Raw genomic sequence first — 17488 nt, 5'->3', positions numbered from 1 at the left:
CCGTGACGCTTCTCTCACATGGTGCAAAGAGCTGGATAGCGCTACATAAGTGACATGTGGCGGGCTGTCGTCCCACGCCCTCCGTGTAGGGTCCGTGGGCCGAGAGCCACGGAAGGGACCAAACCGGTGAACAAGAAGCTCACGGCCGCACTGTCCGGCGGTGCGGTGCTGGCACTGGCACTGACGGGATGCACGAGCGACGAGGGCAACCCGGAGCTTGACGCCTGGGCCAAGAAGATCTGCGACACCGCGCCGGCGCAGAACGCGAAGATCGCGGCGGCCGACGCCGCGATCACGAAGGCGGCCAAGGACAGCCCGCCCAAGGAGCTCCAGAAGGTCGACGCCCAGGCGTTCCAGGACCTCGCCGAAGGCTTCAAGGCACGCGCGACCCTCCTCCAGCAGGCCGGGCCGCCTCCGGGCGTCGAGGACGGCGCGAAGAAGCAGCAGGACGCCATCAAGAAGCTCACCGCGGTCTCCACGAGCTACGCCGAGCTGAAGAAGCAGACGGACAAGCTGAACACGAAGGACCAGGCGAAGTTCGCGTCCGGGCTGCGAGACGTCGGGGAAGAGATGCGGGACGTCGTGAGCCAGCGCAAGAGCGCCCTCGACTCCCTGAAGAAGCTGGAATCGGGCGGCGACACCAAGAGCGCGCTGCTCAAGCAGGAGGGCTGCAAGGAGGCGGCCGCTTCGGCGTCCGCGTCCTCCACCGACAGCTGAGGCCTGCCGGGGCGGGTGGCTGACGCGTCTCGGGTTGGGTGGCTGAGGCTTCGCGGGCCGGGCGGCTGACGCCTCAGGGGGCCGGTGGCTGAGGTTTCACGGGGCGGGTGAGCCCGGGCGCGGGTCACAATGAGGGCGTGAGTGACTCCAGTCTGTCCGCCCTGCCCGCCTCCGATCGCCCCGATGTCGCCGCCCGGCTGCGGGAGGCCCTGCTCGGGGCCTCCTTCACCGCCGACGGGCTGCTCGAACTGCTCGGCGCGCCCGCGTACGCGGCGCTCGCGCGGAGCGAAACCGTGCCCGCGCTCCGAGCGACCCGCGGAGACACACCGCTGGAGGCGCTCGTACGGCTGTTCCTGTTGCAGCAGCCCGTGCCGCACGCGCGCGTGGCGGGCGTTCTGCCTGTCGACGCGTGCCTGGAGAGCGGGTGGCTGGTCAGGGTCGGCGAGCACTCCGACGGCTCCGATGACTCCGGCGACGCCGACGGTGACCTCGCCGCGACCGTGGACGTACGCCCGTACGGCGGGCCCGGGGGTGAGGACTGGTACATCGTGTCCGACCTGGGGTGCGCGGTCGGTGGGGCGGGCGGCATCGGGAACAAGGGCGAGGGGGTCGTCCTCGGGGTCGGCGGGGCCTCCACGACGCTCGCCGGCATCACGGTCCGCAGGCCGGTCGCCTCCGCCCTCGACCTCGGCACCGGCTCCGGCATCCAGGCGCTGCACGCCGCGCAGCACGCCACGCACGTGACGGCGACCGACCTCAACCCGCGCGCGCTGCACATCACCGCGCTGACGCTCGCGCTGTCCGGCGCGCCGGCCGCTGAGCTGCGGGAGGGTTCGCTGTTCGAGCCGCTCAGGAACGGCGAGACGTACGACCTGATCGTGTCGAATCCGCCCTTCGTGATCTCGCCGGGCGCGCGGCTGACCTACCGCGACGGCGGAATGGGCGGGGACGATCTGTGCCGCTCGATCGTTCAGGGGGCGGGGGAGCGGCTGAACGAGGGCGGGTTCGCGCACTTCCTCGCCAACTGGCAGCACGTGGAGGGGGAGGACTGGCAGGACCGGCTGCGGTCGTGGGTGCCGCGTGGGTGTGATGCCTGGATCGTGCAGCGCGAGGTCCAGGACATCTCTCAGTACGCCGAGCTGTGGCTCAGAGACGCCGGTGACCACCGGGGTGACGTGGCCGAGTACCAGGCGCGGTACGACGCGTGGCTGGACGAGTTCGAGGCGCGCAAGGTGAAGGCCGTCGGGTTCGGGTGGATCACGCTGCGGAAGGCGTCGGCCGCCGTGCCCTCGATCACGGTGGAGGAGTGGCCGCATCCGGTCGAGCAGCCGCTCGGTGACACGGTCGTGGCGCACTTTGAGCGGCTCGACTACCTGCGCGTCCGCGACGACGCGGCCCTGTTGGAGGAGCACTTCAGGCTCGTCGGCGAGGTCGTGCAGGAGCAGATCGGGCTGCCCGGCGCCGAGGACCCGGAGCACGTCGTGCTGCGCCAGCACCGCGGCATGCGCCGGGCCACCCAGGTGGACACGGTCGGCGCGGGTTTCGCGGGCGTGTGTGACGGTTCGCTGAGCGCGGGCCGCATTCTGGACGCGATCGCCCAACTGATGGGCGAGGACCCGGTGTTGCTGCGTGACCGTACGCCCGCGCAGATCCGGTTGCTGGTGGAGCAGGGGTTCCTGGAGCCGGCCGGTAGGGGCGGGCGGTGACGGTGACGGCCGGAGCGGGCGGGTAGGCGCGGTGACGGTGACGGCCGCGGAGGACGGGTGAGCGCGGTGACGGTCGCGGAAGGCGGGTGGGCGCGGTGGCGGGTGTGACCGGGGAGGGACGGGCCTGGTGATCCGTATCGAGCTCGACGAGGACGCGCTCGGAGCGACCCGGATCGCCGTCAGCCCGCTGTGGGACGCGTTCTGCAGCCTGCACCTGGCGATGCCGCACCGGAACCCCTCCTGGCCGTACCAGAAGTGGGTCGTCCGCGCGCGTGAGGTGATCCGGGACGACGACCGGGTCGCCCCGCTGCGGGCGCTGCTGGGCGGGCCGCTGAAGTTCCCCGACTTCATGCTCCCCCAGCCGATCGGTGCGATGTCGATCGAGCAGGAGCTGGAGATCGTGCGCCGCACACCGCCGGACGTGGTGCGGGCGCAGATGGCCGAGCACTATCCCGGCATGGACGACCATCCGCTCGTACGGCCGTATCTGGAGGATCCGCAGGCCGCCTGCGCCGCCCTCGCCGACGCGTACGCCGCGTACTGGGAGGGTGCCCTCGCCGACCTGTGGCCGGTCATGCGGCGGCTCGTCGAGGACGAAGTCCTGATCCGGGCGCGGACCTTCGCCACCGAGGGCGTGGACGCGCTCTTCGCCGGCCTGGAGGCACGCGCGAAGTGGACACCGCCGGTGCTGGAGCTGACCAAGCACATCGATGCCGAGTACCACGCGGGTGAGCGTCGGCTGCTGCTCGTGCCGCTGGTCTTCGCCGAGGGATGCCGGCTGTACTCGACGGACCACCCCGAGGTGCTCACCGTCTCCTTCCAGGCGCGGGGCGCGGCCGTGCTGCGGGAACGGCGCGAGGAACCGGCGACCGGGGACCGGCTCGGGCTGCTGCTGGGGCGCGGACGGGCGGCGGTCCTGCGCGAGCTCGGCGGGCCGCTCACCACGGCGGGCATCGCCGACCGGCTCGGACTGGCCCCCAGCACCGTGTCCGAGCATCTGTCGGTGCTCGCCGAGTCCGGGGTGGTCACCCGGCACCGGGTCGGCCGGAGCGTGTACTACCAGCTCACCGACACCGGACGCGCCCTGCTGGCACTGCTGTCCGGGGAGGACGTGCTGCGGTCGGTGGGGTGAGCGCCTGTCCGCCCGTCGAGGGCACGCGCGCGTGCGGGCTTGCGAACGGCACGCACGCGTAAGTGACGATTCGGGAGCCGCCGAATTCGTCGACCGGGGTCGAGCGGCCCGCCTACCGTCCGGCGCATGCCTGCCATCGAGGCGCACGGGTTGCGCCGCACCTACACATCACGCACGGGCTGGCTGCGGCCCCGGCGCTCCACCACCGAAGCTGTACGAGGGGTCAGCTTCGAGGTGGCGCAGGGCGAGCTGTTCGGGCTGCTCGGACCCAACGGGGCCGGCAAGACGACCACCATCAAGATGCTCAACACCCTGCTGCTGCCCACCTCGGGCACGGCCCGGGTGTTCGGGCACGACGTGATCCGCGACCCCGTCGCCGTACGACGGCGGATCGGCTACGTCTTCGGCGGCGACCGAGGCCTGTACGAGCGGCTCTCCGCCCTCGACAACCTGCGCTACTTCGCCGAGTTGTACGAGGTCGAGCCGCGTGAGCAGCGGCGCCGGATCGCCGAACTGCTGGAGCTGGTCGGTCTGGACGGGCGGGAGCGGGAGCGCGTCGAGGGCTACTCGCGCGGCATGCGGCAGCGGCTGCACATCGCCCGCGGCCTGCTCCACCGGCCCGACGTGCTCTTCCTGGACGAGCCCTCGATCGGCGTCGACCCGGTCGCCGCACGGGACCTGCGCCGCACCGTCGCCGATCTGTCGGACGCCGGGACGACAGTGGTGCTCACCACGCACTACATGGCCGAGGCGGACGAACTGTGCGACCGCATCGCCGTCATCGCGGGCGGAGAGATACGGGCACTCGGCACGCCCGGTGCGCTCAAGGCCCGCGTCCAGGAACGCGACGTCCTCGAAGTCGAGGTCCACGGGGTCTCGGAGACCGATCTGGAGCGGGTGCGCGCGCTGCCCGGCGTACGGGACGCAGCCGTCGACGACCGAGGGGCCGTACAACTGCTGACCGTCCAGAGCGACCGGGGAACCGAACTCCACGCGCGCGTGCTCGCCGCGCTGGACGGCGTGCGCCTGGGGCGCGTCACCACGCGCGAGCCGACGCTGGAGGACGCCTACGTGGCGATCGTCGCGGAGGCGGAACGCGTCACCGCCGGTCCGGTCGGGGCGGCCGAAACGGCGGAGGTCCCGGTATGAGCACGCTTGAGCGGGGTGCCCCGGCGTCGAGGGCGGTGAACCCGAGCGCCGTGAAGCGCTGGCCGCGGCTCGTCGCCGTAGGGGTACGCACGCACGTCATCCACATGTCGCGCTCGCCTCTGGAGATCACCTTCGCGGTGCTGGTGCCGCTCGTCTACGCGACCCTCGCCGTCTACCTCTTCCGCGCCGCGGGCGACCCGGACCGGCTGCTCACCGCGTCGGTGGGCGCGGGTCTGATGGGCATCTGGTCGTCGGTGCTGTTCGGGTCGGGTGGGGCGGTGCAGAACCAGCGCTGGCTCGGCACCCTGGAATGCCTGGTCGTCGCGCCGACGCGGCTGCCGCTGGTGCTGCTGCCGATCACGCTGGCCACGTCCGTCGTAGGGACGTACTCGATGGTCGCGACCGTCGTCTGGGGACGGCTGCTGTTCGGCGTGCCGCTGCAGTTCGCGCACCCGGTGCTCTTCCTGCCGGCGGTCGCGGGCTGTGTCCTCGCCCTCGGGGCCATGGGGCTGCTGCTGGCCGCCACGTTCGTCCTGATGCGCAACGCGAACGCGCTGGCCAACGCACTGGACGCGCCCGTGTGGCTGCTGTCGGGGATGCTCGTCCCGATCACCGTGCTGCCCGCGTGGACCCACCCGCTGTCCTGGGCGCTGCCCACCACCTGGGGAGCCCGCGCCGTGCACGCCGCGACCTCCGGCGGGTCCGTGGCGGCTCCCCTGGGACTCGCGCTCGGCCTCGGTGCGCTCTATGCGCTGCTGGCCGTCGCCGTACTCGGCCGGGTCGAGGCACGCGCGCGTGCCGCAGCCACCCTCGCTCTGACCTGACCTGACCTGACCTGACCTGACTGCCCCCGCCTCCCCCACCGCGTCATCCGGCCCCGAGGAATCCGAATGCGTCAACTCGTCCGTACCGCACGCCTCGTCGTCATCGGCGGCGGCATTTCCTACCGGGCGCTGTTCAACTGGACCACGCCCGCCATGTTCATCGGCACCCTGCTGGTCGGGCCCCTGCTGCAGCTGCTCTTCTTCGTCCACCTGGGCCGCCAGCTGCACCTCGCCGACGACCGCTTCTACCTGCTGGGCAACGCCGTCCTCGCCTCGTCCACGGCCTGCGTGTACGGCGGCACCATGGCCGTCGCCAACGAGCGGCGCTACGGCACTCTCGGCGCGGTGCTGCTCAGCCCCCGCCACCGGGCGCCGCTGTGGTTCGGGCGGGCCCTGCCGTACGTCCTCAACGGCCTGGTCGTCAGCGGGTTCACGCTCGTCGTGGCCGCGTTGGTGCTGGGCCTGCGGGTGCCGGTGGACAGCGTGCCGCAGATCGCCGTGGTCCTGGTCGCCGCCGCGGCCGCCTGCTCCGCGTTCGGGCTCGCGCTGGGCGCGCTGGGGCTCCGCTTCCGGGACGTGTTCCTGGTGTCGAACGTGGCCGCTTCCGTGCTGCTCCTGTTGACCGGCGCGAACGTGCCGCGCGAGACCCTGCCGCCCTGGATGCGGACCGTCGGCGAGGGCCTTCCGCTCACGCACGCGGCCGCTGCGGCCCGGCGGGCTGCAGCTGGCCAGGGGCTGGACACCGGCCTGCTGGGGGCGGAACTCGCGGTCGGCACCGGGTACTTGCTCCTCGCCATGCTGCTGCTGAGCCTCTTCGAGCACGGCAGCAGGCGGCGCGCGACCCTCGATGTGCTGTAGTCACCGGGGCGGAGGGGAGACGCCGGATTGCGGCGATGGCAGGGTCATCTCGCCGTGCTCGACGCGCTGATCGCCGGGCACCGGATCGGCATCCTCCACAGGGATGGGAAACCGGCCAACCTCCTTCTGGCGCCGGACGCTTCGGGCGACCCCTACGCGCGCGTGCTGCTCACCGACCACGGCATCGGCCTCCGGCCCGAGTCCCGCGAGCCCCGGCTCACGTCGTGCCAGGCGGCGAGGTGGGCCGTTCCGCGATGACGGCGAGAACCTGTGGATCGGGCAGATAAGCGTCGGCGACCGCTGGGTCTACGAGGAAGAGGGACGAGGGTTACAACGGCCCCGTTGATCGACTCCGCCGAACGGTTCGGGCGCCCGGCGAAATGAGCCACAAGAACGGCTCCGACAACGCCACCAAGCTGTGCGGCAACAAATTCGAGTCGGTCTGGGCGCCGGGTCCGGAGCGGACCGTCTACGACAGGGCTTCAACAAGGTCGGGTGCACCGCCGGCAGGTCCGACGACAAGAAGACGACAAGAGGACGACCGGAAAGATACCCGCGCCCGGTGAGGCCTGAGGGGGGTGAGGCCCATGAGGGGGAGGGGCCAGTGGGCAGCCTGGGGCAGCTGTGGCGGACGGGGCCCGCGGGGCGTCGGAGTCCACAGCCGCGTCGGCCCCGCGTCAGCCCCGCGTTCACCTGAGGTTCGCCTGTGCGCCGTCCGTGCGTGTCAGCCTCGCCGGGCTGGGCAGTCGCGGACGGGAGAAAAGGGGCAAGCGGAACCATGGAGAGGGGACCGGCGATCTTCGCTGGGATGGTGTTCGCCCTGTTCGGAGGAGGGCTGCTGGTGTGGACGGCGGTCCGGGTACGGCAGCGCCGCCCGGTCGCTCAGGGTGTGAGCCCCGTCGCATCGGTGACGCTGGCCGGCCTTGTCTCGGTGATCGCGCTGACCCTCGGAACGTGGTGCTTCACCCGCCTCTGAGAACGGCCCATGAGCTGGGCGGCCGATAATTGGGAGGCCCACTTCCGGAAAGGCTCGAAAAGGCCGGTGGGCACTCCGGGCGGCAGGAATGGCGGAAGTCGGGTTACCGTTCGAGTGGCCGTTGCGGGCTTTTCCCGTTTGACAACGGGGCGGGATGTACCGTCACACTCCGCAGCGTCACCACCACCCGACCCCGGGAGCCAAGCGACCCCGGGGAGGCCCAGCGTCGACCGGAGAGAAGAGCGAAGTTGTCCCCGACCAGCGAGACCGCACAGGGCGGCCGCCGACTCGTCATCGTCGAGTCGCCTGCCAAGGCGAAGACGATCAAGGGCTACCTGGGCCCCGGCTACGTAGTCGAAGCGAGCGTCGGGCACATCCGCGACCTCCCCAACGGCGCCGCGGAGGTGCCGGAGAAGTACACCGGCGAGGTGCGCCGCCTCGGCGTGGACGTCGAGCACGACTTCGAGCCGATCTATGTCGTCAACGCCGACAAGAGGGCCCAGGTCAAGAAGCTCAAGGACCTGCTGAAGGACTCCGACGAACTCTTCCTCGCCACCGATGAGGACCGCGAGGGCGAGGCCATCGCGTGGCACCTCCAGGAAGTGCTCAAGCCCAAGGTCCCGGTCAAGCGGATGGTCTTCCACGAGATCACCAAGGCCGCGATCCAGGCCGCCGTGGCCAACCCGCGTGAGCTGAACCAGAAGCTGGTCGACGCCCAGGAGACCCGACGCATCCTCGACCGCCTCTACGGCTACGAGGTCTCGCCGGTCCTGTGGAAGAAGGTCATGCCGCGTCTGTCGGCGGGCCGTGTCCAGTCCGTCGCCACCCGACTCGTCGTGGAGCGGGAACGCGAGCGCATCGCGTTTCGTTCTGCTGAGTACTGGGACCTGACGGGCACCTTCGCGACCGGCCGCGCGGGGGACTCGTCGGACCCGTCGTCGCTGGTCGCCCGCCTGCAGACCGTCGACGGCAGGCGGGTCGCGCAGGGCCGCGACTTCGACTCCCTGGGACAACTCAAGAGCGCGAACACCCTCCACCTCGACGAGGCGAACGCCCGCGCCCTCGCCGCCGCCCTGGAGAACACGCAGTTCTCGGTGCGGTCCGTCGAGTCCAAGCCGTACCGCCGCTCGCCGTACGCCCCGTTCCGTACGACGACGCTGCAGCAGGAGGCGAGCCGCAAGCTCGGCTTCGGCGCGAAGGCCACGATGCAGGTCGCGCAGAAGCTGTACGAGAACGGCTACATCACCTACATGCGTACGGACTCCACGACGCTGAGCGACACCGCCGTGGCGGCCGCCCGCGCCCAGGTCACGCAGCTGTACGGCGCCGACTACCTGCCCTCGGCCCCGCGGACGTACGCGGGCAAGGTCAAGAACGCGCAGGAGGCGCACGAGGCGATCCGCCCCTCCGGCGACCGCTTCCGCACGCCTGCCGAGACCGGCCTGACCGGCGACCAGTTCAAGCTCTACGAGCTGATCTGGAAGCGGACGGTCGCCTCGCAGATGAAGGACGCGACCGGTAACTCGGTCACGGTCAAGATCGGCGGCGCGGCGGCCGACGGGCGGGACGTCGAGTTCAGCGCGTCCGGCAAGACGATCACCTTCCACGGCTTCCTGAAGGCCTATGTCGAGGGCGCCGACGACCCGAACGCCGAGCTGGACGACCGTGAGCGCCGCCTGCCGCAGGTCAGCGAGGGCGACGCGCTCAGCGCCGAGGAGATCACGGTCGACGGGCACGCCACCAAGCCCCCGGCCCGCTACACCGAGGCGTCGCTGGTCAAGGAGCTGGAAGAGCGGGAGATCGGCCGCCCGTCGACGTACGCGTCGATCATCGGCACGATCCTCGACCGCGGTTATGTGTTCAAGAAGGGCACGGCACTCGTCCCGTCCTTCCTGTCCTTCGCCGTGGTCAACCTCCTGGAGAAGCACTTCGGGCGGCTCGTCGACTACGACTTCACCGCGAGGATGGAGGACGACCTCGACCGCATCGCGCGCGGCGAGGCGCAGGCCGTGCCGTGGCTGAAGCGGTTCTACTTCGGCGAGGGCATCAGCAACGGCGACGCGGCCGACGCCGGCAACGGCGACGGGGACCACCTCGGTGGCCTCAAGGAGCTGGTGACCGACCTGGGCGCGATCGACGCGCGCGAGGTGTCGTCGTTCCCGGTGGGCAACGACATCGTGCTGCGGGTCGGCCGCTACGGCCCGTACATCGAGCGCGGTGAGAAGGACTCCGAGAACCACCAGCGCGCGGACGTCCCCGAGGACCTGGCACCGGACGAGCTGAGCGTGGAGCTCGCGGAGGAGCTGCTCGCCAAGCCGAGTGGCGACTTCGAGCTGGGCGCCGACCCGCAGACGGGCCACCAGATCATCGCCCGGGACGGCCGCTACGGCCCGTACGTCACCGAGGTGCTCCCCGAGGGCACCCCGAAGACCGGCAAGAACGCCGTGAAGCCGCGTACGGCCTCGCTCTTCAAGTCGATGTCGCTGGACACGGTGACGCTCGACGACGCGCTGAAGCTGATGTCGCTGCCGCGTGTCGTCGGCGCGGACGCCGAGGGCCAGGAGATCACCGCGCAGAACGGCCGCTACGGGCCGTATCTGAAGAAGGGCACGGACTCGCGCTCGCTGCAGACCGAGGACCAGCTCTTCACGATCACCCTCGAAGAGGCGCTGGCGATCTACGCCCAGCCCAAGCAGCGGGGCCGCGCGGCCGCCAAGCCGCCGCTGAAGGAGCTGGGCACCGACCCGGTGAGCGAGAAGCCGGTCGTCGTCAAGGACGGTCGCTTCGGGCCGTACGTCACCGACGGGGAGACCAACGCGACCCTGCGCTCCGGCGACAGCGTTGAGGAGATCACCCCCGAGCGCGGCTTCGAGCTGCTCGCCGAGAAGCGGGCGAAGGGGCCCGCCAAGAAGACGGCGAAGAAGGCGACCGCCAAGAAGGCCGCCCCGGCCAAGAAGACGGCCGCCAAGAAGACCGCGGCGAAGAAGACCACGACGGCCGCGAAGAAGACGACGGCGAAGAAGGCGGCGGCTTCCAAGACGGCGACGGACGACTGAGCCGCCCTCTTCCCGAGGGTTGACCGGCCTCCCTGAGGACCAAACTGGTTCTTATGGAGGCCGGTTGACGTTCCGGTTCTTCACTTCCGGTTCGCAAAACGAACGCCTCGGCATCAGTTTGGTGTCGGGTCGTGCGTGCGTTCGGGCGCGCCCGCCGGGCTGTCGGTGGGTCCCGATAGGCTGAAAGCATGACCCGTGCCGAGCAGACAACGGCTCAAGACACTGCCCCCGACGACTCCCTGGCCGCGGACTCCCGCGAGCGTGCCGTCCGCGCCCTCCTGCGCCGACCGCAGCTCAAGCGGCTCTGGAGCGCGCAGTTGGTGGGCGGTGTCGGCGACATCCTCGCCCTTCTTGTGCTGGTTCTGCTGGCACTTCAGGCGGCGATCGCGGAGGGGTCGTTCGGCGGTGGGTATCGAGGCGTGGCGTTCGCAGTGGCGACCGTCTTCGGCGTGCGCATCCTGGCGACGCTGCTCTTCGGCGCCGTCCTCCTTGGCCCTCTGACCTCGCTCACCTCCCAGGAGGGCCCGCTCGACCGGCGCTGGACCATGGTCGGCGCGGACGGCCTGCGGGTCGGCCTGCTGATCGTCGCGCCCCTGTGGATCGACTGGACGCCGGACAGCGCGCTGGCCGTCCTCCTGGTCACCGTCTTCGTGACCGGCGTCGCCGAGCGTTTCTGGACGGTGTGCCGGGAGAGCGCGGCGCCCGCCCTGCTGCCGCCCCCACCGCCGGAGGGCGCGACGGTACGACCGCTGCCGGACCACATGGACGCCCTGCGCCGCCTGTCGCTGCGCACGGGCTTCGTGGCGATCCCGCTGGCCGCCGCCGCTCTCGTCGTCGCCGCCCTGCTCAACAACCTGCTCGGCGCCGGGCTCGACTGGTTCGAGCAGCACCAGGCGGCCCTCGGGTCGTATGTCGCGGCCGGTCTGTTCGCCGCGTCCCTGTCCGTGCTGACCTTCCTGGAGCTGCCCGACACGCGCACCCCGCGCGCGCGGTCGCCGCTCGAGGGGCTGCGCCGGCCGAAGACCGGCTCGGGCGTCGACAAGGGCCGTACGGGCGCGATCGTGCTGCTGGTGACGGCCTGCGCGGCCGTCACCGGGGCGGTGTCCGCCGCGGTCGCCGTGGCCGTGCTGCACGCCAAGGACCTGGGCGGCGGGCCGGTGCTGTACGGCCTGCTGGTGCTCGCGCTGACCGGCGGCGTGGTCGTCGGCATCCGTAAGGCGCCCTCCGTGCTGCCCGCCCTGTCGCGGCGCCGGCTGCTTGCGCTGGCGATCGCCTTCACCGGCGTGGCGCTGCTGGCCGCCGGGCTCGTCCCGGACGTCACCACCGTGCTGCTGATCGTCGCGCTGGCCGGGATCGGCGCGGGCGTGGCCGCCAACACCGGGCACACCCTGCTGGACCAGGAGGCCGAGGAGTTCCGGCGGGCGCGGACCACGGAGCATCTGCACGCGGTCGCACGGGTCTGCGTGGCACTCGGCGCGGTGATCGCACCGCTGGTGGCCGCGCTCATCGGGCCGCACCGGCTGGAGAGCGGCAAGTTCGTCTTCGCGCACGGCGGCGCGGCGTTCACGCTGATGCTGGTCGGTGCGCTGCTGCTGCCGGTGGCCGCGCTGGTGCTGGCCAAGGTCGACGACCGCTCCGGCGTACCGCTGCGGCAGGACCTGCGGGACGCGGTGCTCGGTGGCGACGACCCCGAGCAGGTGCCCGCGACGTCCGGCTTCTTCATCGCTCTGGAGGGCGGTGACGGCGCCGGGAAGTCCACCCAGGCCGAGGCGCTCGCCGAGTGGATCCGCGGCAAGGGCCACGAGGTCGTGGTCACGCGCGAGCCCGGGGCGACGCCGGTCGGCAAGCGACTGCGGTCGATCCTGCTGGACGTGTCGAGCGCGGGGCTGTCGCACCGGGCGGAGGCGCTGCTGTACGCGGCGGACCGCGCGGAGCACGTGGACACGGTGGTCCGTCCGGCGCTGGAGCGCGGCGCGGTCGTGATCTCGGACCGGTACGTCGACTCCTCGGTGGCGTACCAGGGAGCGGGACGTGACCTGTCCCCGACCGAGATCGCCCGCATCAACCGCTGGGCGACGAACGGGCTCGCCCCGCACCTGACCGTGCTGCTCGACGTCTCGCCGGAGGTCGCCCGCGAGCGGTTCACCGAGGCGCCGGACCGGCTGGAGTCGGAGCCGGCGGAGTTCCACGCGCGCGTGCGCTCCGGCTTCCTGACGCTGGCCGCGTCCGACCCCGGCCGGTACCTGGTGGTGGACGCGGGCCAGGAGCCGGAAGGCGTGACGACGGTCATCCGGCACCGGCTCGACCAGATGCTGCCGCTGTCCGAGGCGGAGATCCAGGCGCAGGAGGAAGCGCGCCGGAAGGCCGAGGAGGAGGCCCGCCGCAAGGCCGAGGAAGAGGCCGCCCGCAAGGCCGAGGAGGAGCGCCTAGAGCGCGAGCGTCAGGAGCAGCTCGCCCGGCTGCGCGCCGAGGAGGAGGAGCGCAAGCGGCGCGAGCTGGAGGAGGCGCAGCGGCGCGAGGCCGAACGGCAGGCGGAGGAGGCCCGGCTGCGGGCCGAGGAAGCGCGTCGGCGCGCCGAGGAGGAGCGGCAGCGGCTCCTCGCGGAGGAGAAGGTGCGCGCCGAGGAGGAAGCGCGCCGCAAGGCCGACGAGGAACGCCGCCGCAAGCAGGCCGAGGAAGAGGCCCGCATTCACGCCGAGGCCGAGGCGCGACGCCTGGAGAAGCAGCGCAAGGCCGAGGAGGCTCTGCTGCGGGCCGAGGAGGCCCGACGGCTGGCGGAGCAGGCGGCTGCCGCGGCGGAGGCGGGTCCGAAGCCGACGGGGCCCGGGACCGGGGCTGCCGCCGGGGAGGCGCTGACTGTGCCTACGCCGGTGGTGACGCCGGGGCAGGTGCCCGGTGGGGCGTCGGACGAGACGACTGTGCTGCGGCCGGTGCGTGATGAGGACCGGCCGGCGGCGGGCGGTGAGCGGTCTGCTGGTGCCAGTGCCGCCGGTGGCGCTTCCGGTGACCGTCCTTACGGGGAGTCCGAGTCCGAGGTGACGGCGAAGCTGCCGCAGCCGCCGGCGCCTTCCGGGGCGGCGGACGAGACGGCGGTGCTTCCGCCGGTTCCTCCGGGTGCGGCGGACGAGACGGCTGTGCTCCCTCCGGTTCCTCCGGGCGCCGCGGACGAGACGGCTGTCCTGCCTCCCGTGTCGGGGGAGGGGCCCGCGGATCGGGTTCCGCAGGGGCTCTTCCGGGACGAGGACCGTACGCGTGAACTGCCTCAGGTCGACGAGGCGGGGGCGCCGCGGCGCAGGGCTCGGTCCGACTGGGCCGAGGAGACGCCGCTGGATGATCTGCCGACGCTGGCGGATGAGCTGTTGGGGCCGCATGAGGACGAGTACGGCGATGAGGGTGGCCGGGGGCGGGGACGGGGACGGCGGGGCTGAGGTTCGGTCCGGTTCCGAACATGGGCCGTCGTCCGCCGTGGCGGCACGACGGCCCGCAGCCGCAGGACTAGGCGGTGCCGCCCGAGCCGGCTAGCGAAGGCTGCCCGACCCAGCTACCGAATGCCGCCCGGCCCCGTTGTCAGTGCCGCCCCGCACAATGGATCGGGCAAGGCGGGGTGTGCGGAGTGTGACGAAAGGCGGCGTGACCCATGACCGTATGGGACGACCTGGTGGGGCAGGAGCGGGTCAGTGAGCAGCTGGGCGCTGCCGCCCGGGACGCCGACGCCCTAGTCACCGCCGTCGCTGCCGATACGCCGCTCCCCGAGGCGTCCAAGATGACGCACGCGTGGTTGTTCACGGGGCCACCCGGGGCGGGCCGCAACCAGGCGGCGCGGGCCTTCGCCGCCGCGCTGCAGTGCGTCAGCCCCGACCGTGCGCTCGGCGGCGCCCCCGGCTGCGGCTTCTGCGACGGATGCCATACGGCGCTGGTGGGCACGCACGCCGACGTCACCACCGTCGCCGCCGTCGGCACCCAGATCCTCGCCGACGACATGCGGGACACCGTCCGCAAGTCGTTCACCTCGCCGGCGAACGGCCGCTGGCAGGTCATCCTCGTCGAGGACGCCGAGCGGCTGAACGAGAAGTCCGCCAACGCCGTGCTGAAGGCCGTGGAGGAGCCCGCTCCCCGCACGGTCTGGCTGCTGTGCGCCCCCTCCATCGAGGACGTCCTGCCCACCATCCGCTCCCGCTGCCGCCACCTGAACCTGCGGACGCCCTCGGTCGACGCCGTCGCCGACATGCTCGTACGGCGCGAAGGCATCGAGCCCGACGTCGCCGCGGCGGCGGCCCGCGCGACGCAGGGCCACGTCGACCGGGCCCGCCGCCTGGCCACCGACCCGGCCGCCCGCCAGCGCCGGGCCGCCGTGCTCAAGCTGCCCCTCCGGGTCGGTGACGTCGGCGGCTGCCTCAAGGCCGCCCAAGAGCTCGTCGACGCCGCCTCCGAGGACGCCAAGCAGCTCGCCGAGGAGATCGACGGCAAGGAGACCGAGGAGCTGAAGGCGGCGCTGGGCGCGGCCCAGGGCGGCAGGATGCCGCGCGGCACGGCGGGCGTGATGAAGGAACTGGAGGACAAGCAGAAGCGGCGCCGTACGCGGACGCAGCGCGACAGCCTCGATCTCGCGCTGACCGACCTCACCGCCTTCTACCGCGACGTCCTCGCCCTCCAGCTCGGCACCCGTATCGCCCTCGCCAACGCCGACGCCGAGGAAGCCCTGGACCGCCTCGCCCGCGACAGCGCCCCGGAGGCGACGCTCCGCCGCATCGAGGCGATCGCAGCCTGCCGCGACGCGCTCGACCGCAATGTGGCGCCGCTGCTGGCGGTGGAGGCGATGACGATGGCCCTCAGAGCGGGCTGAGCGCCTGCGGCAAATTGACTGTGCCGCTTTGACTGTGCCGCTTGATCGGCGAGGCGACTCGATCGACCACGCAGCTCTAACGACCATGCAGCTCGATCGACCATGCAGTTCTAACGATCACGGAGCTCGATTGACCATGTAACTCGTACGAGCCACGATGCGCACATAGCGCATCCAATCAACTGCACAGAGTTACGCTCGCGGGATGCACACCAGGCGCAGCTCTCCAGTCACCCCGGGCGCGAGCCCAACCGGACACGGCCGCAAAAGCACCCGCCGCAGCCATGGCGGCGACCGCTCAGTCCCCCGCCGAACCCGCACGCTCGGCGCTCTCCTCGCCGCAGCCACGCTGCTCGTCTCCGCCTGTACCTCCGGTGGGTCGACGCACTCGGGAAGCCCGGCGGCCGAGGCGGCACTGGCCGCGCTGCCGCGGTCGACGCCGGCCGCGCTCGCGCCGTACTACGGGCAGAAGCTGACCTGGCGCAGCTGCGGGGCGCCCGGCTTCCAGTGCGCCACGATGCGGGCGCCGCTCGACTACACGGAGCCGGACGGCGAGAGCATCCGCCTCGCCGTGGCCCGCAAGAAGGCGACGGGGCCGGGCGAGCGGCTCGGTTCGCTGCTCGTGAACCCGGGTGGCCCGGGCGGCTCGGCGATCGGCTACCTCCAGCAGTACGCGGGGATCGGCTACCCGGCCGACGTCCGTGCCCGCTACGACATGGTCGCGGTCGACCCGCGCGGAGTCGCCCGCAGCGAGCCGGTCGAATGTCTCAGCGGGCGAGCGATGGACCGCTACACGCAGACGGACTTCACGCCCGATGACGCGACGGAGACCGCGGAACTGGTCGGCGCGTACAAGAAGTTCGCGGAGGGGTGCGCAGCGGATTCGCCCGACGTCCTGCGCCACCTCTCCACCGCGGAGGCGGCCCGGGACATGGACATCCTGCGGGCGGCGCTGGGGGACAAGAAGCTGACATACGTGGGGGCGTCGTACGGCACCTTCCTCGGGGCGACGTACGCCGGGCTCTTCCCGAACCGGGTGGGCAGGCTCGTCCTGGACGGCGCGATGGACCCCTCCCTGCCTGCCCGCAGGATGAACCTCGACCAGACGGCGGGCTTCGAGACGGCGTTCCAGGCGTTCGCGCGGGACTGCGTGCGGCAGCCGGACTGCCCGCTCGGCACCAAGGCCGCCCAGGTCGGCAGGAACCTCAAGTCCTTCTTCGGGAAGCTCGACGCGAAGCCCGTCCCGACCGACGACCCGGACGGCCGTCGGCTCGGCGAATCCCTGGCCACGACGGGCGTGATCGCGGCGATGTACGACGAGGGGGCCTGGGGCCAACTGCGCGACGCACTGTCCGAGGCGATGGAGAAGAACGACGGCGCCGGCCTGCTCGCCCTCTCCGACAGCTACTATGAGCGCGACGCCGACGGCGGCTACACCAACCTGATGTTCGCCAACGCGGCCGTCAACTGCCTGGACCTCCCGCCGGCCTTCGCCACCCCCGACGAGGTCCGCGCATCCCTCCCCGCCTTCGAGAAGGCGTCCCCCGTCTTCGGCGAGGGCCTCGCCTGGGCGACCCTGAACTGCGCGTACTGGCCGGTTGCCCCGACGGGGGAGCCGCAGCGCATCGAGGCGAAGGGCGCGGCCCCGATCATCGTGGTCGGCACCACCCGCGACCCGGCGACCCCGTACCGCTGGGCCCGGGCCCTCTCCCGCCAGCTCTCCTCGGCCCGCCTCGTCACCTACGAGGGAGACGGCCACACGGCGTACGGGCGGGGCAGCAAGTGCGTCGACAACACGATCAACGCGTACCTCCTGCGAGGCACGCCGCCCACCCGCGAGAAGCGCTGCTGAGAGCCGGTGCGGACGGCCCCGGAGGGTGGGATTCCGGGGCCGGGGTGGGGGCTGGCGGGGAGGGGAGGAGGGAGCGACAGGGGTCCGAGGATGGCCCGCGGAGGGACGGGCAGGGGCTGGTTCGGAGCGCTCCAGAAACTGTGTAGACTTACCGACGTTGCTGATCGCACCATAGTGTGGACGGCGCGCCGCCTTAGCTCAGATGGCCAGAGCAACGCACTCGTAATGCGTAGGTCTCGGGTTCGAATCCCGAAGGCGGCTCTACTTGAGACCAGGTCAGACACGCTCTGACCTGGTCTTTTGTGTTGTACGCCGGTCACGGTACGAGTTCCCTCGACCTCACACAGAGTCGGTGTCGGCGGGGCGGGACGTGGC

At 71.9% G+C, this 17488-nt stretch carries 12 protein-coding genes and 1 tRNA gene; all 13 read left to right on the top strand.

Going from position 1 to position 17488, the window contains the following annotated elements:
* Window positions 1-126 precede the first annotated feature (126 nt).
* The 13 genes from ACIA8X_RS00895 (at window position 127) to ACIA8X_RS00835 (ending at window position 17374) form a co-directional block, all read left to right on the top strand.
* On the top strand, window positions 127-717 hold the full coding sequence (locus tag ACIA8X_RS00895) for a small secreted protein (RefSeq protein ID WP_393449484.1): 591 nt from the start codon (window positions 127-129) through the stop codon (window positions 715-717).
* Window positions 718-854: 137 nt separating this feature from the next.
* Entirely contained in the window at window positions 855-2423 is a 1569-nt protein-coding gene (locus ACIA8X_RS00890; RefSeq protein ID WP_399457483.1) for a methyltransferase, read from the top strand.
* Window positions 2424-2550: 127 nt separating this feature from the next.
* Window positions 2551-3555: an ArsR/SmtB family transcription factor gene (locus ACIA8X_RS00885; protein ID WP_393449478.1), complete on the top strand. Its 1005-nt coding sequence runs from the start codon at window positions 2551-2553 to the stop codon at window positions 3553-3555.
* Between the two features lie 126 nt (window positions 3556-3681).
* Window positions 3682-4704: an ABC transporter ATP-binding protein gene (locus ACIA8X_RS00880; protein ID WP_393449475.1), complete on the top strand. Its 1023-nt coding sequence runs from the start codon at window positions 3682-3684 to the stop codon at window positions 4702-4704.
* Window positions 4701-5528, top strand: a complete 828-nt coding sequence (locus tag ACIA8X_RS00875; RefSeq protein ID WP_393449472.1) for an ABC transporter permease — start codon at window positions 4701-4703, stop codon at window positions 5526-5528. The genes ACIA8X_RS00880 and ACIA8X_RS00875 overlap by 4 nt, the downstream gene beginning before the upstream one ends.
* 66 nt (window positions 5529-5594) lie before the next feature.
* Entirely contained in the window at window positions 5595-6386 is a 792-nt protein-coding gene (locus tag ACIA8X_RS00870; RefSeq protein ID WP_393449469.1) for an ABC transporter permease, read from the top strand.
* A gap of 27 nt (window positions 6387-6413) precedes the next feature.
* Window positions 6414-6644 carry a hypothetical protein gene (locus ACIA8X_RS00865; RefSeq protein ID WP_393450067.1) on the top strand — a complete coding sequence of 77 codons (231 nt, stop codon included), beginning with the start codon at window positions 6414-6416 and terminating at the stop codon, window positions 6642-6644.
* Window positions 6645-7164: 520 nt separating this feature from the next.
* Complete coding sequence (locus ACIA8X_RS00860; RefSeq protein WP_393449466.1) at window positions 7165-7362, top strand: hypothetical protein; 198 nt, start codon at window positions 7165-7167, stop codon at window positions 7360-7362.
* Window positions 7363-7610: 248 nt separating this feature from the next.
* Entirely contained in the window at window positions 7611-10418 is a 2808-nt protein-coding gene (topA, locus tag ACIA8X_RS00855) for a type I DNA topoisomerase (RefSeq protein ID WP_399457482.1), read from the top strand.
* Window positions 10419-10606: 188 nt separating this feature from the next.
* A complete protein-coding gene (gene tmk, locus ACIA8X_RS00850) occupies window positions 10607-13846 on the top strand; it encodes a dTMP kinase (RefSeq protein WP_393449460.1) in 3240 nt (1079 codons plus the stop codon).
* A 209-nt stretch (window positions 13847-14055) separates the two neighbouring features.
* On the top strand, window positions 14056-15261 hold the full coding sequence (locus ACIA8X_RS00845; RefSeq protein WP_393449457.1) for a DNA polymerase III subunit delta': 1206 nt from the start codon (window positions 14056-14058) through the stop codon (window positions 15259-15261).
* Window positions 15262-15466: 205 nt separating this feature from the next.
* Entirely contained in the window at window positions 15467-17113 is a 1647-nt protein-coding gene (locus ACIA8X_RS00840; protein ID WP_399457481.1) for an alpha/beta hydrolase, read from the top strand.
* A 187-nt stretch (window positions 17114-17300) separates the two neighbouring features.
* A tRNA-Thr gene (locus tag ACIA8X_RS00835) sits at window positions 17301-17374 on the top strand.
* The last annotated feature ends 114 nt before the right edge of the window (window positions 17375-17488 follow it).

It is taken from the genome of Streptomyces sp. NPDC051738 (genome assembly GCF_044453205.1).
Taxonomy (GTDB): Bacteria; Actinomycetota; Actinomycetes; order Streptomycetales; family Streptomycetaceae; genus Streptomyces.
This window is presented reverse-complemented; position numbering and strand designations above follow the sequence as displayed.

Coding starts and splice junctions, on each gene's coding strand:
- ACIA8X_RS00870 (WP_393449469.1), top strand. CDS start 5,595: ATGCGTCAACTCGTCCGTACCGCACGCCTCGTCGTCATCGGCGGCGGC.
- tmk (WP_393449460.1), top strand. CDS start 10,607: ATGACCCGTGCCGAGCAGACAACGGCTCAAGACACTGCCCCCGACGAC.
- ACIA8X_RS00880 (WP_393449475.1), top strand. CDS start 3,682: ATGCCTGCCATCGAGGCGCACGGGTTGCGCCGCACCTACACATCACGC.
- ACIA8X_RS00875 (WP_393449472.1), top strand. CDS start 4,701: ATGAGCACGCTTGAGCGGGGTGCCCCGGCGTCGAGGGCGGTGAACCCG.
- ACIA8X_RS00860 (WP_393449466.1), top strand. CDS start 7,165: ATGGAGAGGGGACCGGCGATCTTCGCTGGGATGGTGTTCGCCCTGTTC.
- ACIA8X_RS00840 (WP_399457481.1), top strand. CDS start 15,467: ATGCACACCAGGCGCAGCTCTCCAGTCACCCCGGGCGCGAGCCCAACC.
- ACIA8X_RS00845 (WP_393449457.1), top strand. CDS start 14,056: ATGACCGTATGGGACGACCTGGTGGGGCAGGAGCGGGTCAGTGAGCAG.